This window comes from Acinetobacter sp. UBA6571 (assembly GCF_002434085.1).
GTDB lineage: Bacteria > Pseudomonadota > Gammaproteobacteria > Pseudomonadales > Moraxellaceae > Acinetobacter > Acinetobacter radioresistens.
This window is the reverse complement of the sequence record NZ_DJJJ01000050.1, coordinates 1-23,579: the sequence shown is the minus strand read 5'-3', so window position 1 is coordinate 23,579 and position 23,579 is coordinate 1. Positions and strand designations below refer to the sequence as shown.

The 23,579-nt window shown below is 44.2% G+C and carries 20 protein-coding genes and 1 pseudogene; 14 read left to right on the top strand and 7 right to left on the bottom strand.

Translation table 11 applies throughout. From position 1 onward, the window contains the following. Window positions 1-88: 88 nt before the first annotated feature. Window positions 89-1,615: a fumarate hydratase gene (locus B3X18_RS09135; RefSeq protein WP_034670273.1), complete on the bottom strand. Its 1,527-nt coding sequence runs from the start codon at window positions 1,613-1,615 to the stop codon at window positions 89-91. Window positions 1,616-2,150: 535 nt separating this feature from the next. Between B3X18_RS09135 and B3X18_RS09130 the strand changes: the two genes are divergently transcribed. After that, window positions 2,151-2,759, top strand: a complete 609-nt coding sequence (locus B3X18_RS09130) for a class I SAM-dependent DNA methyltransferase (RefSeq protein ID WP_005023364.1) — start codon at window positions 2,151-2,153, stop codon at window positions 2,757-2,759. A 67-nt stretch (window positions 2,760-2,826) separates the two neighbouring features. On the opposite strand, the gene pta is transcribed toward B3X18_RS09130, so the two are convergent. From pta to B3X18_RS09110, 4 genes are all read right to left on the bottom strand, one after another. Then, window positions 2,827-4,971 carry a phosphate acetyltransferase gene (gene pta, locus B3X18_RS09125; protein WP_005023366.1) on the bottom strand — a complete coding sequence of 715 codons (2,145 nt, stop codon included), beginning with the start codon at window positions 4,969-4,971 and terminating at the stop codon, window positions 2,827-2,829. A gap of 54 nt (window positions 4,972-5,025) precedes the next feature. Next, window positions 5,026-6,240 (bottom strand): acetate/propionate family kinase, encoded by a 1,215-nt coding sequence (locus B3X18_RS09120; protein ID WP_005016542.1) that lies wholly within the window; start codon window positions 6,238-6,240, stop codon window positions 5,026-5,028. Window positions 6,241-6,518: 278 nt separating this feature from the next. Continuing rightward, the gene (locus tag B3X18_RS09115) at window positions 6,519-6,932 is read right to left on the bottom strand and encodes a hypothetical protein (protein ID WP_005023368.1); all 414 of its coding nucleotides are present in this window, start codon (window positions 6,930-6,932) and stop codon (window positions 6,519-6,521) included. A 128-nt stretch (window positions 6,933-7,060) separates the two neighbouring features. Then, on the bottom strand, window positions 7,061-8,326 hold the full coding sequence (locus tag B3X18_RS09110; RefSeq protein WP_005405421.1) for a glutamate-5-semialdehyde dehydrogenase: 1,266 nt from the start codon (window positions 8,324-8,326) through the stop codon (window positions 7,061-7,063). A gap of 308 nt (window positions 8,327-8,634) precedes the next feature. Here B3X18_RS09110 and B3X18_RS09105 point away from each other — a divergent pair, with 308 nt between their 5' ends. Further along, a complete protein-coding gene (locus B3X18_RS09105) occupies window positions 8,635-9,954 on the top strand; it encodes an alpha/beta fold hydrolase (protein WP_005023373.1) in 1,320 nt (439 codons plus the stop codon). A gap of 23 nt (window positions 9,955-9,977) precedes the next feature. Here the strand turns inward: B3X18_RS09105 and B3X18_RS09100 are convergent, their stop codons facing one another. Both B3X18_RS09100 and nagZ read right to left on the bottom strand, forming a co-directional pair. Then, the gene (locus B3X18_RS09100) at window positions 9,978-10,832 is read right to left on the bottom strand and encodes a class I SAM-dependent methyltransferase (RefSeq protein WP_005023376.1); all 855 of its coding nucleotides are present in this window, start codon (window positions 10,830-10,832) and stop codon (window positions 9,978-9,980) included. An 84-nt stretch (window positions 10,833-10,916) separates the two neighbouring features. Beyond that, entirely contained in the window at window positions 10,917-11,942 is a 1,026-nt protein-coding gene (nagZ, locus tag B3X18_RS09095; protein ID WP_017400717.1) for a beta-N-acetylhexosaminidase, read from the bottom strand. 194 nt (window positions 11,943-12,136) lie between these two features. Here nagZ and B3X18_RS09090 point away from each other — a divergent pair, with 194 nt between their 5' ends. From B3X18_RS09090 to B3X18_RS09035, 12 genes and pseudogenes are all read left to right on the top strand, one after another. Beyond that, window positions 12,137-14,326 (top strand): carboxy terminal-processing peptidase, encoded by a 2,190-nt coding sequence (locus B3X18_RS09090; protein ID WP_026443929.1) that lies wholly within the window; start codon window positions 12,137-12,139, stop codon window positions 14,324-14,326. Window positions 14,327-14,472: 146 nt separating this feature from the next. Next, a complete protein-coding gene (locus B3X18_RS09085) occupies window positions 14,473-15,750 on the top strand; it encodes a glycosyltransferase family 4 protein (protein ID WP_034670258.1) in 1,278 nt (425 codons plus the stop codon). 28 nt (window positions 15,751-15,778) lie between these two features. Next, the gene (locus B3X18_RS09080) at window positions 15,779-16,330 is read left to right on the top strand and encodes a phosphatase PAP2 family protein (protein ID WP_005023384.1); all 552 of its coding nucleotides are present in this window, start codon (window positions 15,779-15,781) and stop codon (window positions 16,328-16,330) included. 87 nt (window positions 16,331-16,417) lie between these two features. Continuing rightward, window positions 16,418-16,618: a Fe-S cluster assembly protein IscX gene (iscX, locus tag B3X18_RS09075; protein WP_005016518.1), complete on the top strand. Its 201-nt coding sequence runs from the start codon at window positions 16,418-16,420 to the stop codon at window positions 16,616-16,618. A gap of 113 nt (window positions 16,619-16,731) precedes the next feature. After that, on the top strand, window positions 16,732-17,163 hold the full coding sequence (gene ndk, locus B3X18_RS09070) for a nucleoside-diphosphate kinase (RefSeq protein WP_005016515.1): 432 nt from the start codon (window positions 16,732-16,734) through the stop codon (window positions 17,161-17,163). 122 nt (window positions 17,164-17,285) lie between these two features. Beyond that, window positions 17,286-18,521, top strand: a complete 1,236-nt coding sequence (gene rlmN / locus B3X18_RS09065; RefSeq protein WP_005023387.1) for a 23S rRNA (adenine(2503)-C(2))-methyltransferase RlmN — start codon at window positions 17,286-17,288, stop codon at window positions 18,519-18,521. A gap of 24 nt (window positions 18,522-18,545) precedes the next feature. Continuing rightward, complete coding sequence (gene pilW / locus B3X18_RS09060) at window positions 18,546-19,349, top strand: type IV pilus biogenesis/stability protein PilW (protein WP_005016505.1); 804 nt, start codon at window positions 18,546-18,548, stop codon at window positions 19,347-19,349. Next, window positions 19,340-20,143: a helix-turn-helix domain-containing protein gene (locus tag B3X18_RS09055; protein WP_005023389.1), complete on the top strand. Its 804-nt coding sequence runs from the start codon at window positions 19,340-19,342 to the stop codon at window positions 20,141-20,143. Before pilW ends, B3X18_RS09055 begins: the two co-directional genes overlap by 10 nt. A gap of 22 nt (window positions 20,144-20,165) precedes the next feature. Continuing rightward, the gene (gene ispG / locus B3X18_RS09050) at window positions 20,166-21,281 is read left to right on the top strand and encodes a flavodoxin-dependent (E)-4-hydroxy-3-methylbut-2-enyl-diphosphate synthase (RefSeq protein ID WP_005016500.1); all 1,116 of its coding nucleotides are present in this window, start codon (window positions 20,166-20,168) and stop codon (window positions 21,279-21,281) included. Further along, window positions 21,278-22,573 (top strand): histidine--tRNA ligase, encoded by a 1,296-nt coding sequence (hisS, locus tag B3X18_RS09045; protein ID WP_005023391.1) that lies wholly within the window; start codon window positions 21,278-21,280, stop codon window positions 22,571-22,573. The genes ispG and hisS overlap by 4 nt, the downstream gene beginning before the upstream one ends. A gap of 31 nt (window positions 22,574-22,604) precedes the next feature. Continuing rightward, window positions 22,605-23,309 carry a YfgM family protein gene (locus tag B3X18_RS09040; protein WP_034688339.1) on the top strand — a complete coding sequence of 235 codons (705 nt, stop codon included), beginning with the start codon at window positions 22,605-22,607 and terminating at the stop codon, window positions 23,307-23,309. Then, window positions 23,309-23,579, top strand: a pseudogene (locus B3X18_RS09035) (outer membrane protein assembly factor BamB); the annotation flags it as partial. The gene B3X18_RS09040 and the pseudogene B3X18_RS09035, both read left to right, overlap by 1 nt.

The following is a 23,579-nucleotide window of genomic DNA, read 5'->3' as shown; positions in this document are numbered from 1 at the left end:
CAAATAAAAGCACAGGATTAGAGAAAATATTTTAATTAAAAAAATAAAAAAGCATCCATGATTGGATGCTTTTTTAATTTATACCAGTTTAAATCGCAGCAGCATCCACCACCGGGATTTTACCAATTTTAGCTTGCCAGATTTTAGGTGCAGTTGCATGCACTGAAGTGCCGTTTACATCGACTGCTACAGATACAGGCATATCTTTTACCACAAATTTATAGATTGCCTCCATCCCTAAGTCTTCAAAAGCCACCACTTCTGCTTCACGAATAGCTTTAGAAACCAGATATGCAGCGCCACCGACTGCCATGAGGTAGGTCGCTTTATTATCCTTAATCGCTTCAACCGCAGCAGGACCTCGGTCTGCTTTACCGATCATACCGTAGAGACCAGTTGCTTCTAGCACTTGGCGGGTGAATTTATCCATACGTGTTGCTGTTGTCGGACCGGCAGGACCAACCACTTCATCGCCTACAGGATCTACCGGACCAACGTAGTAAATAAACTTACCTTTTAAATCAACAGGAAGCTCTTCGCCGTTGTTCAGCATATCAACCATGCGTTTATGGGCAGCATCACGGCCAGTATAAATTGTACCATTAAGAAGTAGGGTATCGCCCGGTTTCCAGGAATTCATCTCTTCTTGAGTAATGTGGTCGAGATCAACACGTTTAGAAGTTGAGGAATCCCAAGTTACAGCAGGATAGTCTTCAAGGCTCGGCGCCTGAATATGCGCTACACCTGAACCGTCTAGTGTAAAGTGTGCATGGCGGGTCGCGGCGCAGTTTGGAATCATGCCTACTGGCTTGCCAGCAGCGTGACAAGGATAATCCTTGATCTTGATATCCAGTACTGTAGTCAAACCGCCTAGACCTTGTGCACCAATACCTAAGGCATTAACTTTTTCGAAGATTTCAATACGCAGCTCTTCCATCTTGCTTTGTGGGCCACGACGTAGCAGCTCATCCATATTGATTTCTTCCATGAGAGCTTCTTTAGCAAGCATCATGGCTTTTTCAGCAGTACCACCGATACCAATTCCGAGCATTCCAGGAGGACACCAGCCTGCACCCATAGTTGGGACAGTTTTTAAAACCCAGTCCACGATTGAGTCAGATGGATTGAGCATTGCCAGTTTAGATTTGTTCTCTGAGCCGCCGCCTTTTGCTGCAACCGTAATATCTACTTTATTACCCGGAACGAGTTTATAGTGGATCACTGCCGGGGTATTATCTTTGGTGTTTTTGCGACCAAATGCCGGATCAGCTAGAACGGAAGCACGTAAGACATTGGTATTTTCCAAATAACCCTGACGTACACCTTCATTAATGGCATCGTCCAGGCTCATGGTTAAATCGAATTTAACATCCAGACCCACTTCAAGAAATACATTGACAATACCTGTATCCTGACAGATTGGGCGATGACCTTCAGCACACATGCGTGAGTTGATCAGGATCTGTGCAATTGCATCTTTAGCAGCCTGGTTTTCTTCACGGTCATACGCACGGCTCATTGCCTGAATAAAGTCTTGCGGGTGGTAGTACGAAATGAACTGAAGCGCATCCTTGACCGAAGTGATCAAGTCGTCTTGCTTGATAATAGTTGTCATATCAAATGTCTCTTGAGCGGGCTGTTAGCTAGCGGCCAAAATTATAAGACAAAAAGCATCCGCTGTGGGTATTTCCGGCAAGGTTTTGGGCGAAAGTTTAATAGTAAAAAGAAAGGTAGCGCAGGATGGCATAAAACGAATTCTTGGCAGGTCTTTTAAATGCGTTTTCTGTGATATGACACTTCGGTAATAGTTGCATACCTGAAAATCAAGGTTTTTTAGTCATTATTATTTGATTTATATAAAGTTATTTTAGTAATATAAGTTTTAAGAAAATTGTCATAAAGTTGTCATAAAACTTTCGCATAATGCCGGTATCCACTACATAGAGTCATCAACAATGACAGTATCTAGCATTCTCATGGTTATTGCATTTATGATATTTATTGCTGCAACCTGGTTCTATGGTCAGTTAGAAGATCAAGCCTAAGCTTTATCTTCTTTCTAGATTGTTCTCTTCTTTATCTACTTTTAGCCTGTAACCTCTCTTGGCATTCTGCTATTCTTTTCCTGAATTTTAAAACTATCATCAGGTATGTCAGATCAACAATACGCAGATAATATTATTCCGATCTATAAAAAATATGCGATCGAATGGGATAAGGTACGCTCCCAGCATTTTTATGAACAAGTCTGGCTTGAACAGTTTTTAAATCTGATTCCTGATCAATCATCTATTCTTGACCTGGGTTGCGGTACTGGCATACCAACCGCTCAATATTTTTCTGCAAAAAAATGTCAAATTACAGGTATAGATAGTTCAGCTGCCATGCTCGAAATATCTAGGAACCGTTTTCCTGAGCATAACTGGTTAGAAGCTGATATGCGTCAACTGGATTTGAAGCAAAGCTTTAATGGCATTATCGCTTGGGACAGCTTTTTTCATTTGACTCATAATGACCAGAGAGCAATGTTTCATATTTTTAAGAAACATGCAAAAACCGGTACGGCATTAATGTTAACCACTGGCCCGAGTCATGGCACAGCTCTAGGGGAAATGCAGGGTGAGGTTTTATATCATGCAAGTCTGGACCCGGATGAATATAAGAATCTGTTTGAGATGTTCGGTTTTAGGGTGGTAAATATGCGGTTTGAAGATCCTGACTGCGCCCGACATACCATATGGTTGGCCCAGTTAATGTAAAGGAAAGTGTTTTAGAGCAAAATAAAACAGCCCCAATTGAAATACTGGGGCTGTTTTATTTAAAAATTTATACTGTCGCCTGTTGTTCTGCCTGAATGGCAGTCAAAGCAATCGTAAAAACAATATCATCAACCAAAGCGCCGCGTGACAGGTCATTTACCGGCTTGTTCAGTCCTTGCAGCATTGGGCCAACACTTACGACATTTGCAGCACGCTGTACAGCCTTGTAAGTTGTGTTGCCAGTATTGAGGTCTGGGAAGATAAAGACATTGGCGCGCCCTGCTACAGGTGACTCAGGTGCTTTCTGGCGGCCCACGCTTTCAACAGACGCAGCGTCATACTGCAAAGGACCATCAATCAACAGATCAGGGCGACGTTGACGGGCAATCTCTGTTGCTTCACGAACTTTATCAACATCGGCACCGGTACCTGAGGTTCCGGTTGAGTAACTGATCATGGCAATACGCGGGTCAATACCAAAGGCCCTGGCTGAATCTGCGGATTGGATGGCAATCTCAGCAAGCTGCTGGGCATCTGGATCGGGATTAATAGCACAATCCCCATATACATAGACTTCATCTGGTAACAGCATAAAGAATACTGAAGAGACCAGCGAATATTCTGGAGCTGTTTTAATCAGTTGAAATGCCGGTCGCACCGTGTTAGCCGTGGTATGTACCGCCCCAGAAACCAGTCCGTCAACCTGATCCAGTGCCAGCATCATGGTGCCTAGCACTACAGTATCCTGTAACTGTTCTTTGGCCTGAATGTCATTGATCTTGCCTTTTCGCAGCTCGACCATACTGCTAATGTACTGGCTACGAATAGTATCCGGATCAATGATTTCAAGATCGTCTGGTAATTCAATATTACGGGCTTTGGCAATTTCTAAAACTGCTTCTGGTTTGGCTAGCAAAATACAGTGAGCAATTCCGCGAGACTGGCAGATCGCCGCAGCCTGAATAGTCCGAGGTTCATCACCCTCTGGTAGAACGATGCGCTTTTTCGCAGCAATCGACTTCTGAACCAGTTCATGCCGGAAAGCTGAAGGGGACAGGCGGGGAGTTGCATTGCCATTGATTTGCTGGGTCAGCCAGTCCAGATCAATATGACTGGAGACAAAACGGGTAACCTGCTCGGCACGTTCTGTATCGTCAACCGGTATTTCATTGCTCAGATTTGCCAGACGCTGTGCTGTTTCCAGAGTAGTCAGCTGCGTATGTAAAATGGGCAGTCCCTGTTTGATAGCATTCTGGCAGAAATTCAGAATCTGGGCATTGGGTGCCTGACGCTCGGTTAGTACCAGGCCTGCTAGCGGTATACCATGACTGGTAGCTAAACTGCTGGCAAGTAGTACATCGGTACGTTCGGAAGCACTGATAATCAGTTCACCGGCAACAAATTTGTTCAGCTCATATTCAATACTTGAGGTAATCAGGCTGCTATGTAATACACGACGCTGCCGTGCTTCCCCCTGATGAATCCATTCGCCCTGAATCAGACGGGCAATGTCTAGTGTACGTGGAACACTCAGGGTATTGCTAAATGGAACCAGACCAATAATCGGTAAGTCAGCAGTCCCTAAATAACGGTTATATTTTTGCAGCTCTATCGTGAAGGTTGCAATTTCTGCACTTAAACGCAGTGAAGGATCAATGGTCACCGGAATCTGTGCAACTTCTTCAGGTAAGCCTTTAGTCCGCATGAACAGCACACCTGCTGTACGCTCTGAAGCAGCGCCACCGAACTGGCGTAGATGTGCTTCAATTTTTTCAGCAGTTTTACGCGGATTCTGTACGTCTGCAGTACTGACCAGGATTACCTTGGCATCTAGTGCCTGTGCAAGGGCGGCATTTAACTCACCTGCAAACTGGTCTTCATGATTTGGCAGTAAGCCTTCTACAATAATCACATCATGTTTGGTGGCAATACTGCGATGCAGGCTGACTGCTTCCTCAAGCAATTCATCCATTTCTTCCAGTGCGATCAGCTGGCTAACTCTTTCATATGCAATCGGTTCAACCGTACTGGTCTGGAATAAATGTTCAAACAGGCTAGTGGTACGGTTCTGATCATTTTCCTGAAAAGATTCAGAAAAAGGTTTTAAAAATCCTGCCTTAATACCATTACAGTCCAGTGCATAGATCATTCCCAGGCAGGCTGAAGTCAGACCGACACCTTCTCCAGTTGGAATCAGTAGAATTGTATTCATAGGAGCCTTAAAAAATTAAACAAAATATAAATCACAGAAGGTTAAAGCCCGCAATTAAGCAGGCTCTACAGCAAGTTCAGACTTTTTTGATAGTAAGCTCGTCTGTGCAGCTACCTGACGGGTTTCTTGGGCGATCCGTGCCTCTTCATCGGTTGGAATCACCCATATTTGTGGGCCATGGCCTTGGTCAATCCGACCTTCAGTACCACGTTTTAATTCATTGTTTTGGGTTTTATTTAAGTTGAAGCCAAAGTGTGGCAGATAGGAGAGCGTCTTTTCACGAATATAAGCTGAGTTTTCCCCAATACCCCCAGTAAAGATCAGTCCGTCAATACGTGGCAGCCCACAGCTGATGGCAGCAAGAGATTTGGCAAGACGGTAACAGAATACTTCAATTGCCAGCGTGGCATCTTCATTGCCCTGTTCAGAAGCTTCAATTAAAGTTCGCATGTCATTAGAAAGATCAGATAAGCCCAGCAGGCCACTTTCCTTGTTTAGCATGCGGTCAATCTTATAGACATCCCAGCCAAGGTTGGCTGCTAAGAAGCTGTGCAGACTTGGATCAACATCGCCACTGCGTGTACCCATTACTACACCTTCAAGAGGGGTAAGCCCCATTGATGTATCTACGCTCTGACCATTCCAAATGGCGCAAGTTGAACTGCCGTTACCCAGATGTGCAGTTAGCCAGCCCCCTTGTTTAAGGTTTCCAGCCAGTTCTGAACCACGCTCAGAAACGTAAGCATGACTGGTGCCATGGAAGCCATAGCGACGGACATTATGTTCTGTGTATAGGAATTTTGGTACTGCATAGCGATAAGCATGCGCCGGCATTGTCTGGTGAAAAGCAGTGTCGAAAACTGCAACCTGAGGAAGCTCGGGAAACAGGCGCATGGTAGCATCGATACCTACCAGATGAGCCGGGTTATGCAATGGTGCGAGCGGAGTTGCTTCACGAATACGTTCTACAATCGTATCAGTCAGTAGTTCGGCCTTGGTTAGTGTGCCGCCGTGAACTACCCGGTGACCAATTGCTTGCGGTTTGTATTGTGACAGGCGGCTTAAAATGGTTTCTAGTGCCTGTTCGTGATCAGCATGAGGGATCGAAAGTTCAAGTGGTTGTCCACCAATGGTAACACCTTTGATGCGTGCATCAGCAGAGCCCAGATTTTCTGCCAAACCATAGATACGATCTTTTGCCTGCTCAGAGATTAAGGCATATTTAATAGATGAAGAACCGCAATTGATGACTAATACTGATGTAGACACGTTGGATACCCGAATTCTAATTGAAATAATCTTGTCCCTCTGATCTTGAACCAGTGTACAGGCTAGAGATCATGAGTATGTTTTAACACGTGTATTTTTTCTGTCCAACCTAGACTTTAGCCGATTAGACTTAAGCACTATGGATGGTCTATTCAATAATATTTAATATTAATCAGTTAATTGTTATAGCGTAGCACAGGAATAAAAAAATCATATTCGGTTTTACGCAAAGCTAAAGTATCGTTGCAAATTTCATCTATAGTTCATTTCTTTATTTATTACTCTTGCCCCTGAGATTTATATTTCATCTCGGCCCATCTCACCAGAACATAGGCAATCAGTGCCACCATGAAAAATACCAGCATCATCCAGGCTAAACCTTGCAGAGTTTCGATAATTGTCCGGTAAATTTCCAGAAACCAGCGCTCATTCGTCAGTTCAATAATAAAACGTTCATCTTTGGGGCCGTAGTTGACAGGATTAATATATTTTTCCATATCGTAGATGCGAACTCCGGAAGAGGTACCTACGACCATGCCGGCAAATTTTGTATATTTGGCCCAAGCTGTATAAATAGGATCATGAATAATACGGGCTAAAATAGTATTAATAGAGCTGGAAAAAATTCGCATCACAATGAAGGAAACCAGCAGTGCTAAAATGAAAGTACTCAACATTAAATAAAAGAACATATCCATCTCCTTGTTTTTATAATTATTAGACTGAAAAGAGGAATTCTGGAGTATTTGGGCTGTTTAGCACCAGAGTTTGATGCTAAACATCAGGATTTGTATACAGGTAATCCTAATTAAATAGGAAATTAATGACGGATTTGTCCATCACCTAAAACGATCCATTTTTGTGAGGTTAGCCCTTCGAGACCCACCGGACCACGGGCATGAATCTTATCAGTTGAAATGCCGATCTCGGCACCCAGACCATATTCAAAGCCGTCAGCAAAACGGGTCGATGCATTGACCATCACTGAACTTGAGTCTACTAAGGCCAGAAACTTGCGTGCCAGAGAGAAGTTTTCAGTAATAATGGCATCAGTATGATGCGAGCCATATTTATTGATGTGCTCAATTGCTTCATCAATACCACTCACGACTTTTACTGCCAGAATTGGTCCGAGATATTCAGTGTACCAGTCTTCTTCAGTGGCGGCCTTGACTGAAGTACCCAAAATACGACGGGTTTCAGGGCAGCCACGTAGCTCAACCTGCTTTTCCTGATACAGCTCGGCAATATGGGGTAGAAAGTCATCAGCAATCTGTTCATCGACCAGCAGGGTTTCCATGGCATTACATACGCCGTAACGATGAGTCTTTGCATTTAAAGCAATTGGCAAGGCTTTATGCAAATCTGCCTGTGCCTCTACAAATACATGGCAGTTACCGTCTAAATGCTTGATCACAGGAATACGTGCCTCTTCTGTGATTCGTTCAATCAGGCTCTTGCCACCACGTGGCACAATAACATCGACATATTCGGTCAAGGTAATCAGTTGGCCTACAGCAGCCCGGTCGGTGGTTTCCAGTACCTGAACCGCATGTTCGGGCAGTCCGGCAGTTTTTAAACCATGTTGAATAGCCGCTGCAATCGCCTGATTCGATTCGAATGCTTCAGAGCCACCACGTAAAATGATGGCGTTGCCTGATTTAAGCGCAAGAGAGGCAGCCTCTAGGGTAACATTCGGACGGGATTCATAAATCATACCGACTACGCCTAAGGGCACACGCATTTTACCGAGCTGGATGCCTGAGGGACGATAGGACATGTCAGTAATTTCACCAATCGGATCTACCAGACCGATGACATCCTTTAAACCCTGCAGCATACCTTTGAAACGGCTGGGAGTCAGTTCCAAGCGATCGAGCAGTGCACTGTCCAAATTATTGTTACGGCCCTTGGTCATATCCATCTGGTTAGCCGTGAGAATTTGTGTTTCACTGTTCTCAAGCGCTGTGTAGATTGCGGACAAGGCATTGTTTTTAGTATCGGTAGAAGCACTGGCCAGCAGACGCGAAGCCTGACGAGCCTGTTGTCCGACCGTTTGCATATACTGTTCAATCGAATTGTGCATAGCGGTTTGATCACTCAGAATTTTCTTTGATAGTAACAGTCTCCGCCTGCGCAATGAAGGCTTGTCTCAAAAAAAACTGTCATGTAGTGCAGTATAAAAAAGTTTTGGAAATACTTTCAGCGCTAAAACTAGATGAACGGTAACGAAAGCAGTTGCCCAAAAATAAAGCATTTGTATACTATGAAATGCATTCTATAAAATGAATAAAAAATTATAGAAAACAAAACATCTATAAAAGGTAGAGGAATACCTTGGTTTTAAAAACCGACTTGCACAATAAAAAATAAAGCAAGCGTTGAGGAGGGAGTATGAATTCCATTATCCAACTGGACATGGATGCCGAAGGGAAGCAACACCGTCATTTTTTTGATTTTTACCATAAGGACATTTTTAAACAACCTCCACGCATGACCTGGATTGACGGCTGGAAAGTTGAGTATATGGCTATCGCCCAACCTGCGACAGTGCATAAAACTCCTATCGTTATTGTGGGTGGAGCATTTCAGAATTTCAATTCCTACAAGTATTGTGTTGAACAGCTTTTTGCCAGTGGTCCGATTATTCTGATTGACTTGCCTTCTATGGGGGCTAACCAGCAAATTATGAATCATGACAGCGGTGTGTCTGCCGGAAGTCTGGAATTGCCAGACCTGGCGGCTATGCTTGGTCGATGGCTCGACATTGAAGGACTGGAAAAAGTATCAGTTATGGGCATGTCCCTTGGGTCTGTAGTAGCGGCTTATTTTGCTGAGCAGCGACCTGAACTGGTAGAGCGTATGATTCTGATGGGCGTAATGCAAAAAACCCGGAAAAGCTGGCGCATGATTTTAGAAGAATCACTCAAACTTATGCAGGAAGACCGGATGGAAGAGTTCGGTCAGGCAGTGATTCTGTATCTGGTTAATCATGCCAAGTTAGATAAGACCCGTATGTCACCTACTGCCAAACGATTATTTTTTCGGCAAATGGCTGAGTTTCAGTCTACTGAACGTGAGCGTTATGCGATTAATTGCAGTCGATTACTCAGATTACAGCATGTTCCTGCTCCTGCCTGTAAAACACTCGTTGCAGCTGGACAATATGACAGTTTTACACTACCTCATGAAAACGCATATTTTGCCTTGCAATGTCCGGATATGGAGTTTGCCCTGATTGCCAATGCTGACCATGTTCCACAGTTACAGCGGCGTAAAGAAACTATGCGTCTCTTTTCAGCCTTCCTAAATGCCGAAGCGCTGGAAGGACTCGAAGGCATTATTCCCATGACTCGTGAAGAAATCCTGACGATGGAGCGCCGTGGAGAAAGACGTATCTCTATGTACGGTCAACTTTCACAACTGTCACACCGTTACCTGTCTGTAGAATTTCAAGTGAATATTTCTGACATCAGCTTTTTTGGTGTGTATTTAAAAATTCCTGACCCGCAGCAATTAAACCTGATACAGCAATATCCACGTGATCTGGCACTTCACCTTGAAGATGATCAGGGAGTGTTTCAAATAGAGTGTCTGATTTTTGAAGCAGAACAGCAGGGTATACGTGCACTGTTCAAGCATGGCAGTTTTGAACTGGCAGAACGTTTACTTCATTTTATTGCCTGTCAGCAGGAAGCTATGACTTTAGCTTGATTTAAAATATTAAAAAAACAGCGTCATATACGCTGTTTTTTTTGTGCATGAACCATCCAGACAATATCGTGTGACCGGGCCTCTTGAGCCGGCTTGGAGCCTTTTGAATAAAGAGAATCTGCAGGTTGAATAACCTCACCCTCATCAAAACCTGCGTTCTGTATAAATTGCTGTACTTCAGCCGGATTTTGAAAATGGAAAGTAAAAGCACTACGTGACATCCATTTTAATAATTTACTGCTGCTCCACATGACCTTTGCCAGACGTCTGCCTTGGGGCTGGGGATAAAGATCGGTCAGATAATGTAATGTTCTAAACTTACTGCCATAAAGAGAAATATTGCTGATCAGCTGTTTTAAGTGAGTCAGGTCAAAATAGTTGACTAATCCTTCACTGATAACAACTAAAGGACGTTTAGGATCAAAAATTTCAAAAACCTGTTTAAAGTTTTCACTAAATAAATCAACAGATAAAACTTCTGGGCTATTAGGGTCAATCTGTTGTAGTGCTTGTTGTTTGATGTGTGCCATTGCTGGCAAGTCCAGTTCACGATAGTCGATTTGTGGATAATGTTTTCTAAACCACCAACCACGTGGTGATAATCCACAGGCAATTTCCAGAACCTGTAAATTTGGTGTTTGCTCAAGCAACTGTTTAAGCGCATCATCTAGCATTTCATGACGCTGTTTCAAAGAGCTGCGCATACTGGCGCCTATAAATTTCTCTGCCCAGCTTTCTACCGGTTTAACCAGCATCGCCAGACTTTTACCCTTGGACGTAGCAAGTTCAGGATGTGAAATTCCCATCTGATACCAAATATAACCAGTATAATGAGCAGTAAAAGAAATATGCCGGTGTCTAGACAGCTCTCGTGTCATGAATAAATCCTCATTTTTATTTTAATCAGTTGCTATTTATATAAGAAAAAAGAGCATGTGTAATGCTCTTTTGACTTTAACCGCTTAATGGCAGCTATTGGCTTTAAATGCTTCAATTTCCTGTTTGATTTGTTGCCATTCGGTACCCAGTTCAAGTCCTGATTTAGGTAAAATATCTGGGATTTTACCGCGCATCCGTTCCAGGCGTTGCTGGTCTGGTAATGGGAAATCCTGAATGGCGCTCAGTGCCAGACGGGCAGCTGTACGGTCATTGCAAACCAGACCCATATCACAGCCAGCTTGCAGTGCAGCTTGTATACGCGCATCAGCACCACCAGCCACACAAGCGGCCTGCATGGTCAGGTCATCTGAAAATAATACACCATCAAATTTAAGTTCGTTACGCAAAATATGTTGTACCCAAAACTCGGAAAAACCGGCTGGTTTAGAATCAACCTGTTCATAAATCACATGAGCCGGCATGAGTGCATCCAGTTCGGACTGTAATTGAATAAAGGGCTGCATGTCATTCTGATAAATTTCATCATAACTACGGTTATCAATGGCAGCGGCCACGTGAGAGTCTGCTTTGACATTACCGTGGCCTGGGAAATGTTTACCTGTAGTGGCCATACCGGCACGGTGCATACCTTGAATAAAAGCGTGTGCGAGAGGAATAATATCAGCCTGGGTCAAAGCAAAACCCCGGTCACCAATGACATCACTAATGGCATTGATATCGAGCACGGGCGCAAAACTAAAATCGATCCCTACAGCAAGAACTTCAGTTGCCATAAGCCAGCCACATTTTTCTGCGAGGTCCAGAGCAGCTTCTGGATTCTGCTGATAGACTTCACCAAAACGGCCCATGGCAGGTAGCAGGGTGAAGCCGGTTTTAAGGCGCTGTACCCGGCCACCTTCCTGATCTACCGCAATTAAAATATCTGGACGAATCAGGCGCATATGATCAGTCAGCGTACGGACCTGTTCAGGAGACTCAATATTCCGTGAAAATAAAATCATGCCGCCGACTTGCGGAGCCTTTAATAGTTCAATATCTTCTAAGGTCAGGGTTGTACCGGCGATATCGAGCATTAGTGCGCCAATCATATGGGGTTCCGTATTAAGATCTTTAATTAAAACAATACCTGAATTCAGCAATGTTTTGCTACATTTTGTGGGTACAGAATATGATAAAACTACACGATACAACTTTTCGGCCTGTTTAAGATATTGAATTCGCTTTGTTCATTTCGGAAACATCGTGGTGTAATTGGGAATATCCAAGGAAGTATTAATTATTTATGAAACTTCAAATGCTCGCTTGTGCAGTTGCAGTGGCAACTGGGGGACTGTTCTTTTCACATGCCATTAGTCAGGCAACTGCTGCAACCAATCAAACGGCTGTTTCTTCTGTATCGCTTCAGCCGACCCAGGAACAGGCTCTGGTTTCACGTCAGTTGGCAACTTTGGTAGACCGTCAGCATTACTTAAATATGCGTCTTGATGCCCAGACATCCAATCGGATTCTGGAGATGTATCTGGACAGCCTTGATCCAGACCATTCACTATTTCTACAGCCGGAAGTCGAGCAATATAAAAATAAATACGGTTCAAATTTTGGCGCATCCTTAAAGGCGGGAGATCTGTCTGGACCCTATACAATTCATGCACAGTACCGTCAGCGTCTAGCTGCGTTTTACCAGTTCATGCTTAATGAACTTAAGAAACAGCAGAATTTGAAACAGCCGAATGTCTTCATTGAAACGGACCGAGAGAAGGCACCTTATTTTAAAACAACTGCCGAGCAGCAAGATTTTTGGCGGAAAATGCTGGTGTCCCAGCTGATTAACCTGACTATCACTAAAGAAGAAGAACTGGCCAAGCAAAAAGCGATTAAAGATAACCCGGAGCTGGCAAACGGCCAGGATCTTTCCAGTTTTGAGGACTTGTCCCCGGTTCAGACCCTCACCAAACGGTATACCCGTCAGCTGGAACGTATCAGTCGCATTAAGAGTGACGATGTGCTGGACAAAACCTTGAATGCTATGCTGGCAACTTATGATCCGCACAGTAACTATTTCCCGCCAATTGATGCAATGGAGCTGAACCGTCAGACCACTTTACAGCTTGAAGGCATCGGGGTATCAATCCGGCCGGAACGTGGTAATGAAGACTACACTAAAATTGAAACAATTGTAGAAGGTGGTCCGGCTGGTAAATCGGGACAAGTGAAATCTGGTGACCGAATTATCGGGGTGTCACAAGATGGCGGCAAAATGATTGACGTCATTGGTTGGCCAAGTGCAGAAATTGTTGGACTGATTCGAGGCAAGCGTGGCACCAAAGTAACCTTAAAGCTTTTAGGTAGTGGAGCTTCAATGGGACAGGCCCGTACCGTCACTTTAGTTCGTGATGTCATTCAGGAAGAAGATGCAGGAGTCCGTTCACGGACGGTTGAAATCAACCGTGATGGTAAAAAACATGTGTTTGGTGTAATTGAAATTCCGTCATTCTACCTGAACTACCGCGCACGTCGTGCAGGTACGGAGTATCGCTCGGTTTCAGAGGATACCAATAATGCATTACGTGCACTTTCTGCTAAAAATGTAGAAGGAATAATTATTGATCTGCGCAATAATCCTGGAGGCTCACTAGAAGAAGTCGCACGTATGCTGGGTCAGGTCATCAAGGAAGGCCCGGTAGTGCAAATCCGTGATGGTAACGGTAATGTCAGCGTCTTTGAAGATAATGATGGTGGATTACAAACCTATGCCGGCCCATTGGCGGTACTGGTCAATCTGGCTTCTGCTTCAGCAAGTGAAATCTATTCAGCAGCTATTCAGGATTATGAGCGTGGTATTGTAATTGGCAGTACTACCACCGGTAAGGGGACTGCTCAAGTGCAGCTGGATACTCTGGCATATGGACAGGCTACACTGACACAGCGTAAATTCTACCGCGTTACAGGTGGCAGTACCCAGAATAAGGGTGTCATTCCTGATATTAAACTGGTCGATATTTATGATGAGGAATTTGGCGAGCGTAAAGCTAAAAATGCCTTAAAGTGGGATACTATTCCAACTGCACCTTTCAAGCGTGAAGGATCTATTCAGCCTTATGTTGCCCAACTGGCCCAGTTATCCAGCCAGCGCGTAAAGCTTGATCCACAATTTAAGTATCTGGAACAACGTAAAGCCATCTCTCAGGCCGGCAAAGAGAAAAAACAGCTTGCGCTGGACATTGATCAACGCAAGGCTGAGTTAAAGGATCTTGAACAGAAAACCTTGGCTGCTGAAAATGCCCGTCGCCAAATCGCAGGCCAAAAACCTTATGCTAATTGGGAAAGCTATCAGGCTTCACTGGAAGCATTAGCAGAATCACGTGCCAAGATGAAAGCTACTCAACGTCCACCATTACCCGAGGAAGAAACCTTCGTTTCTGAAGCTGCAAATGTGCTTTTAGACTATGCCAAGTTAAAAGGTCAAGCTTAAAACACTAGGGTGTATCAGTGAAAAAAGCACGCTTCGGCGTGCTTTTTATATGAGCTGTCAGAAAACTGTCATGACCTGATCATATTTCTGTCAAGCATGACTTCTATAGTGAATATATGAGAATAACTAGATCAGTCAGGTGACGTATGTCTAATCCATACGCTACAGCCTTCAAGCAGCAGGATTTTCCAGAAAATTTCAGATTCTATTTTAAAAACCAGCAGCTTAATTCTACCTCTGAAGTTGAGCTGATTCAGGGAATAGTCCGTCCACGCCTGAAAATTGCCTTGGTCACCGAAACTTGGCCACCCGAAATTAATGGCGTAGCTTTATCTTTGCTACAGCTTTGTAAAGGTCTGCAACAGCAAGGCCATAAAATTTTACTCATCCGGCCACATCAGCATCAGACATGTCCACATTTTACTCCCAACCGGGAATGTCTGGTGGTTTCGCAAGCGATTCCACGCTATCCGGGACTGCATTTTGGCTGGCCCCAGTATTTAAAGGTTTCCCAGGCACTAGATGATTTCAAGCCTCATGTGGTGCATATTGTGACAGAAGGGCCGCTAGGATTAACAGCATTACAGGCGGCAAAGTCAGCTGGTATTCCTGTTTCAAGCGGTTTTCATTCTCCTTTTCAGGATTTTAGCCGTTTCTTTGATTTGGCTTTTCTGGTGAAACCTGTCCAGAAATATTTATGCTGGTTTCATAATAGTACCCAATTGACCTGTATACCCAGCAAGGATACCGAGCAGTTGCTAAAAGATATGGGGGTCTCTTGCCCTTTAAAAGTGATCGCGCGTGGAGTAGATCCACAACAATTTAATCCGGAGAAACGCTCTGAGCAGTTGCGTAAAAGCTGGGGAGTAACTGCCGATACGAAAGTTCTGTTATATGTGGGGCGGCTTTCTCCTGAAAAAGAAGTAGATGTGCTGATTGAAAGTCATGCACGGCTCTATAGCAATAAAGAGTCATCACCTAAATTAGTCATTGTTGGCGATGGACCGGACCGTTCACGCTTACAAAAAATGGTCCAGAATTCGAATGTGATCTTTACTGGTAATTTAAGTGGAGAAGTATTGGCGACTACATACGCTAGTGCTGATGTATTTGCTTTTGCCAGCCAGGTCGAAACATTTGGAAATGTAGTTTTAGAAGCGATGGCTAGCGGTTTACCTGTAATCGCTTATGATTATGCTTGTGCCCATGTATATGTTGAACACGGGCAAACGGGGTGGCTCAGCCCTTTAAAAGATATAAATGATTTAAGCAGGGCAATTGAGAACCTGCCTGAGAATGCTGTTTTAAGAACAATGGGCCTAAACGCCCGCAAGCGGGTTCAGCATGCAGGCTGGCAGCAGCCAGTACAACAGCTTGAGCAGGCGCTCTACCAAGTCGTGCAGGAGTCCGTCATGACCACCTAGCATCCTTTTTCTAAAGAGGAGAATAATAATGAGATTTAGAAATGCCAAAATTAGAATATTAGACCTTGATTTAAAAGGTTGCCTATATCTTAATCACTTTTCCCATTCACAGCGTATAGCCCTGTTTTTTAAAATAATCAGCCGGCTAGGCGATGGAGCTTTCTGGTATGTAATGCTGGCAGCTGTCTGGATGCTTAAAGGATTGGCTTATAGTCTGCAAATTATCTATTTATCATTGGGTGGGCTGCTTGGAACAGGTCTCTATAAGTTCTTAAAATGTAAAACTACTCGACCCAGACCTTATCAGGTACATCAGGTCATCATTCTGGGTGAGCGCCCTCTGGATCACTTCAGCTTTCCTTCAGGACATACGCTACATGCAGTATTGGCGACGGTAAGTTTGGGCTATGTACAGCCTGTACTTATGATACTTATGCTGCCTTTTACGGTACTGGTAGCTGTTTCACGCATGGTTCTAGGGCTGCATTATCCGAGTGATGTACTGGTTGGCGCTATTCTGGGTGCGGGCGTTGCAGGAGTATTGATCTACTGTGCTCCCTGGTTTGAGCTTATACTTTAAGTTATAAGTTTTTATCTCCAGACTATCTCTACCCAGACGGAATTGATAAAGTAGCGTAACAGTAAATAAATGATGGAAACTTGGATTATGGGTTTACGCTGGACAGATACCATTGATATTGCCATTGAGCTCTCTGAAGCACACCCTGAAGTGGACCCACAATGGGTACGCTTTACTGACCTACATGCCTGGGTTTGTGCATTACCTGAGTTTAGTGATAATCCAGAAAAATCAACTGAAGGACTACTTGAAGCGATTCAAATGGCCTGGATTGATGAAGTCCGCTAAAAATAGCTAAAAAAACCTAAACTTTTTACATATTCAAAGCTGCTTATCGCGTATGACCTCAGGTATAATGCGCCAAATTTTTGACGTTTAAATTTTCAGTTAAGGAGCCAATCATGGCAGTTGAACGTACTCTATCTATTGTTAAGCCGGATGCAGTAGCTAAAAACCACATCGGTGATATTTTTGCTCGTTTTGAAAAAGCTGGCCTAAAAATCGTTGCAACTAAAATGAAACACCTGACTCAAGCTGAAGCTGAAGGCTTCTATGCTGAACATAAAGAACGCGGTTTCTTTGGTGACCTGGTTGCATTCATGACTTCTGGTCCAGTAGTTGTATCTGTACTTGAAGGTGAAAATGCAGTGCTTGCTCACCGTGACATTCTAGGTGCCACTAACCCGAAAGAAGCAGCTCCTGGTACTATCCGTGCAGATTTCGCAACTTCTATTGATGAAAATGCTGCTCACGGTTCAGACTCAGTTGCATCTGCTGAGCGTGAAATTGCTTACTTCTTTGCTGACAACGAGATCTGCCCACGCACTCGTTAATTGACAGCATTTAAACCAGATAAGTGTTATTATACTTATCTGGTTTTTTTATTCTCTAAAGAATTTATTGCTTGAATATTGAGCAACTCCCATTGATCTCTGACATGAGTTAGGTAATACACATGAGTTCTGAAGTGGTCGTTTCATCTCCGTCAACAGATGAACAACAGCCTTCACCTGCTACTCAAGCCTCAAATAGTGCGCTGAAAAAGGTGAATCTGCTGGGCATGTCTCGTGCTGAGCTGGAAAATTTTTTCGAAAAGCTTGGAGAGAAAAAGTTCCGTGCCGGTCAGGTGATGAAATGGATGCATCAATATTTTGTGACCGACTTTGCCGAGATGACCAATATCTCTGGAAAGCTGCGTGCCAAGCTAGAACAGTTATGTGAAATCAAGGCACCTGAAGTGGTGCACCGTCATTATTCTAAAGACGGTACGCGTAAATGGGTTTTTCGTGTTGGAGATGGCACAGGCTCACTGGTAGAAACCGTACTGATTCCAGCAGAAGATAAGACCGGTTTGCGCAAAACCCTATGTATTTCTTCACAGGTCGGTTGTGCTTTGGACTGCTCGTTTTGCTCTACCGGTAAACAGGGTTTTCAGCGTGACTTAACACCTGATGAAATTATCGGGCAGTTATGGGTAGCTAACCAGTCTTATATGGAAGATGTACCGGTAGCTGAACGCACCCGCTCCGTGACCAATGTGGTCATGATGGGAATGGGCGAACCGCTTTTAAACTATGATGCGGTTTTAAGCTCCATGCATATTATGCTGGATGATTTTGCTTATGGGATGTCCAAGCGCCGTGTCACATTGTCGACTTCAGGTGTAGTGCCTAAAATTGACCAGCTGGCACAGGATATTGATGTAGCCCTGGCAATTTCTTTACATGCGCCAAATGATGAACTGCGTAATGAGCTGGTTCCCATCAATAAAAAGTATCCGTTGGCGCAGCTGATTGCTGCCTGTCAGCGTTACATCAATAAAGATGGCAATGAAAGTGCACGCAAACACGTTACGATTGAATATGTCATGCTGGACGGGGTAAATGACTCACTTGAGCATGCCCAGCAGATGATCAGGCTGTTAAAGAACCTGCCAAGCAAAATTAACCTCATACCGTTTAATCCGTTCCCGCATGCTCCTTATGGCCGCTCTAGCCGCAACCGTATTATTGCTTTTCAAAAAGCTTTGTCGGATGCGGGTTTTGTGTGTACGATTCGTCAGACTCGTGGTGATGATATCGATGCAGCCTGCGGCCAGCTGGTGGGACAGGTTGCGGACCGTACCCGTCGTGCTGAACAATGGAAAAAGAAAGTAGCAGAGCGCAATGAAATTATGCGCTCTCATGGATAGATAAACCTGAGAGGAGAAAAGCAGTTGAGAAAGCCGGTGTATAAAACATTTGTATTACTTACAGTGACTTTGTCGGCCTTGCTTGTTACTGCTTGCCAGACTCCTGATACCCTCAGTAAGGATCCAGAAAAGGCAGTCAAGGTTCGAACCCAGCTGGCAGCGGAATATATTAAATCGGGTGATCTGGATGCTGCTAAACGGGCACTAGACCAGGCACTTGAAGTTGATTCCAGAGACGCCACTGCGAACATGATGATGGGAGTACTGCTCCAGCAAGAGGGGAGTCAGCTAAATCTGGACAAGGCTGAGAGTTATTTCAGACGCTCTATTTCAATTGAGCCTAAAAATGCACAGGCGCGTAATAATTATGGCGCCTATTTGTACCAGATCGGTCGTTATAAAGATGCGATCGAACAACTGGAAATTGCTGGTGCAACTTTAGGCTATGAGCAGCGTTACCAGGCGCTTGAAAATCTGGGACGAATTTATCTTAAGCTCGGCAATGTTGCGAATGCTGAAAAAACATTCAAACAGGCATTGCAAGCTAACCGCGATTCTTCCATTTCAATGTTAGAGTTAGCGGAAATTTTCTATTTGCGGCAACAGATTCCTGCTGCTACACAGCTTTATGAACAATATGTGCGTCGTGTAGGGCAAAAGAATCAGGGTGCGCGTGCTCTTTGGATCGGAATTCGAATTGCGCGTGCCAATGATGATAAAATGGGAACACAAGTTTTGGTGAACCAGTTACGTGCCTTGTTCCCGGACAGCCAAGAATATCAACGTTATTTGCAATTACAGCACAGTACTGAGGCCGTATGGAAGTAAATCCTAATTCACAGCAACCTACTGGTTCTAGCTCTAACGTAGCGCCGAATGCGTTAGGAAATGTTCAACGTCCTGGTGAGTATTTACGCCATATCCGTATTGCAAAAAACCTTGAACTTGAAACTGTGGCGGCTGACCTTAAAATACCTTTAAAGACTTTGAAGGCGCTTGAGCAGGATGATTATAAAACCCTGCCTGAGGCAGCATTTATTAAAGGTTATTACCGCTCTTATGCTAAATATCTGGGTACGGATGCAACTGCTATTATCCAGCGGTTTGATGAGATTTATGCCAATGATACCGGCCTGCTGCCAAATCATGCACTGAATAACTCCCCGATTAAAATTATGGGTAAACTGCCTGGTTCTAACAGTGACCGTAACCGGAAATGGATAAAACGGGCTATTGTGGCAGCTGTGATTCTACTGCTAGTCTGGCTGGTGGTGGCTGCTATCCAGAATTGGACATCAGGTAAAAAGGACGAAACTGAGCGTCCAGCTGTAGCCCAGTCAGAGGTTCAGGTTGTTGATCTGGATAACAGTCCGAATGCAGCAGCATCTGGTGATCAGCTGGTCTTGAATTTTACCCGGCCTACCTCTGTTCATATAGTTGATGCGACAGGTAAGGTGCTGGCGACAGGACGTCAGGATTCCACCCTGACACTAAGCGGTGAAAGCCCATATCAGATCCGTCTTGATGATGCGACCGCAGTATCACTCAGTTTAAATAGTGAGCAGATTTCATTGTCTCCATATACGGTGAACGGAAAAGCAGAATTCCGTTTGTCTCGCTAATTCGCAACAGTAGAGCGATGCAATGATTGAAAATCCGATTAAACGCCGGCCGACACGTAAAATCCGTGTCGGTTCAGTGTATGTGGGAGGTGATGCTCCCATCAGTATCCAGAGTATGACCAATACCGAAACCTGTGATGTGGCTGCAACAGTTGCACAGATTCAGCGCTGTGTAGATGTTGGAGCGGATATCATGCGGGTTTCAGTGCCAAGTATGGAAGCGGCAAAGGCATTTGGTGAAATCCGTAAGCAAGTAAGTGTGCCTTTGGTGGCTGACATTCACTTTGACTATAAAATTGCCTTGGCTGTTGCTGATTTTGGCGCAGATTGCCTGCGTATTAATCCTGGAAATATTGGTTCTGAAGCCAAAATCCGTGAAGTAGTCGCTGCAGCCAGACATCATGATATCTCTATGCGTATTGGAGTAAATGCTGGTTCACTGGAAAAGGACATTCAGAAAAAATATGGTGAACCGACCGGGCAGGCATTGCTTGAGTCAGCGATGCGCCATATTGACATTCTTGATCGCCTGAATTTTCAGGAGTTTAAAGTTTCGGTTAAAGCTTCTAATGTATTTCTGACTATGGATGCTTATCGCCTCTTGTCACAGCAGATTGATAATCCGCTGCATCTAGGTGTGACTGAGGCAGGTGTCTACCGGACAGGCTCTGTCAAATCCGCCATTGCGCTAGGCGGTTTGTTAATGGAAGGCATCGGAGATACCATGCGTATTTCCCTGGCGGCTGAACCTGAAGAAGAAATTAAAATCGGTTTTGATATTTTAAAATCGCTCAGTCTGCGCTCCAATGGTATCAACTTTATTGCCTGTCCAAGCTGCTCACGTCAGGAATTCAACGTGATTAAAGTTATGCAGGCTTTAGAGGAGCGTCTGGAAGATATCCGTACACCTATGGATGTTTCCGTAATTGGCTGTAAGGTCAATGGTCCGGGCGAGGCTAAAGAAGCCGATATTGGTGTAGTGGGTGCAAGTCCACGTTCACTGGTGTACCGTAATGGTGAAAAAAGTCATTTAATTGATACCAATCAGCTGGTTGATGAAATCGAAACTATGGTTCGTCAACGTGTTTCCGAGCTTGAAGAAGCTAAATCTAAAGAGATCATTCGTAGTTCATCATGAGTTCAATTGTCGCAATCAAAGGTTTTAATGACATTCTTCCAGCACAGACCCCGGCCTGGAGACGTCTAGAGCAGCATCTGTCATCTTTGATGGATGCATATGGCTATCAACAAATCCGTTTGCCGATAGTTGAACAGACGAATCTGTTTAAACGTTCGATCGGTGATGCAACCGATATTGTTGAAAAAGAGATGTATACATTTCTGGACAAAGGTAATCCGCCGGAGTCTCTGACATTACGTCCTGAAGGAACGGCAGGCTGTGTGCGTGCAATGCTTGAGCATAACCTGCTGCGCGGAGCGACGCCTCGTGTGTGGTATATCGGTCCGATGTTCCGTTATGAAAAACCGCAAAAAGGCCGCTATCGTCAGTTTCATCAGTTTGGGGTCGAAACTTTTGGTGTAGCAACGCCAGATATGGATGCAGAGCTGATTCTGATGACTGCACGTCTGTGGAAACGTATGGGGGTGGCAGACAAAGTTCAGTTAGAGCTAAATACCTTGGGTGAAGCTGATGAACGTGCAGCTTATCGTGCAGCACTGGTCGGATTTCTAGAATCACATAAAGCAGATCTGGATGAAGATTCACAGCGCCGTTTAACCACGAATCCCTTGCGAATTCTGGATTCCAAAGATGCTAAAACTCAATCTATTTTAGAAAATGCGCCAAAACTTCATGACTTTATGGGTGAGGAAACATTGGCGCACTTTAACCTGTTGCAACAGTATTTGACTGATGCAGGCATTAGTTTTGTCATTAATCAAAAGTTGGTACGGGGTCTCGACTATTACAACAAAACTGTCTTTGAATGGACCACCACTCATTTAGGCTCACAGGGCACAGTGTGTGCCGGCGGCCGTTATGACGGTTTAGTAGGCCAGCTTAAAGGTAAAGCAGACCAGTCTGTACCGGCTGTGGGTTTTGCTATGGGAATGGAACGTTTATTACTTCTGCTTGAACAGGTTGAAGATAATACTGCCGTGCGTGACTGCGAGATATTCTTGCTGGCAGAACCTGCTTATCAGGGGAAAGTCCTAGTCATGGCAGAACAGTTCCGTAACCAGTTTGAGGCAGCTAACAGTCCATTCCGCCTAAAAACCGGATCACAGGGCAGCATGAAAAGCCAAATGAAAAAGGCCGATCAGTCTGGAGCAATTTTTGCCGTGATTCTGGGGCAGCGCGAATGGGAAAACCGGAAGCTGACAGTAAAACGTCTGGAAAATGCAGAGCAGGTTGAAGTTGAAATAGATAATCTTACGCCGTACCTGATTGAACAGCTTGCCTCCGAATAAGCCGAGAATATAAACAAAAAAGGATAATCACATGAACGCATTAAGTGATGAAGACCAGCTAGATAATTTAAAGTCATTTACCAAAAAATATGGCTCTGCCATTATTAGCGGTATTTTAATTGCGTTAATTGCCTTTTTTGGCTGGGAATACTGGCAAAAGAAAACTCTGGCTGAGAACCAGATGCGTACTGCCAAGGTGCAGCAGCTTATGGATGAAGCCAGAAATGTAAATAGTCAGGATATTAATGCCCTGAATGCACTTTCACAATCTGCTGACAAGATTGTGAAAGAAGCGCCTGATTCTGTACATGCACTTCAGGCCCAGTTTGTAATGGCTAAGCAGGCTTATGACCGTGGTGATTATGCTGCAGCAGAAAAAGCACTCAAGCGGGTGGAAGCGACTAAACTCAAGGATGAAGGTCTGGTTCATGTATTGAAACTGCGCTTGGCTTATGCCCAATTGGCTCAAAACAAATATGATGCGGCACTTAATACTCTGGCTGATGTAACTGATCCGGCTTTTAAAGCTACTGCTGAAGAAGCACGTGGCGACGTGTATGTGGCAAAAAATGATATTGCCTCAGCAAGAAAAGCTTATCAGAGCGCATGGGATGCACTTGCTGAGCGTAAAAAAGAACGACAAATTTTACAAATTAAACTCGAAAGTGTAGGCGTTTTAGTTGATGATCCTGCAATCGAACGCCCTATTTTGGAAACACAAGTGGATGAGTCTTAATGGATAGAAAATATAAAATATCATTTGCAATGGCAGTATTATCAGCTGCGCTGATCGGTTGCTCAAGTAATAAAATTAAAGTAGAAGAGGCCAAACCGAATCCACTGCCAAAGCTTGCGCAAGCAAAAAGTCTGGTGCCTGTATTTTCGCAAAATGTTTCTTCTACCGATGAAGCTGATCCACTCCGGTTACGACTCGCAGTCGATAACGGCGTTATTTTTACAGTAGATCCTAAAGGCGAAGTAGCAGATTTTCGTGGTAAACAGCGTG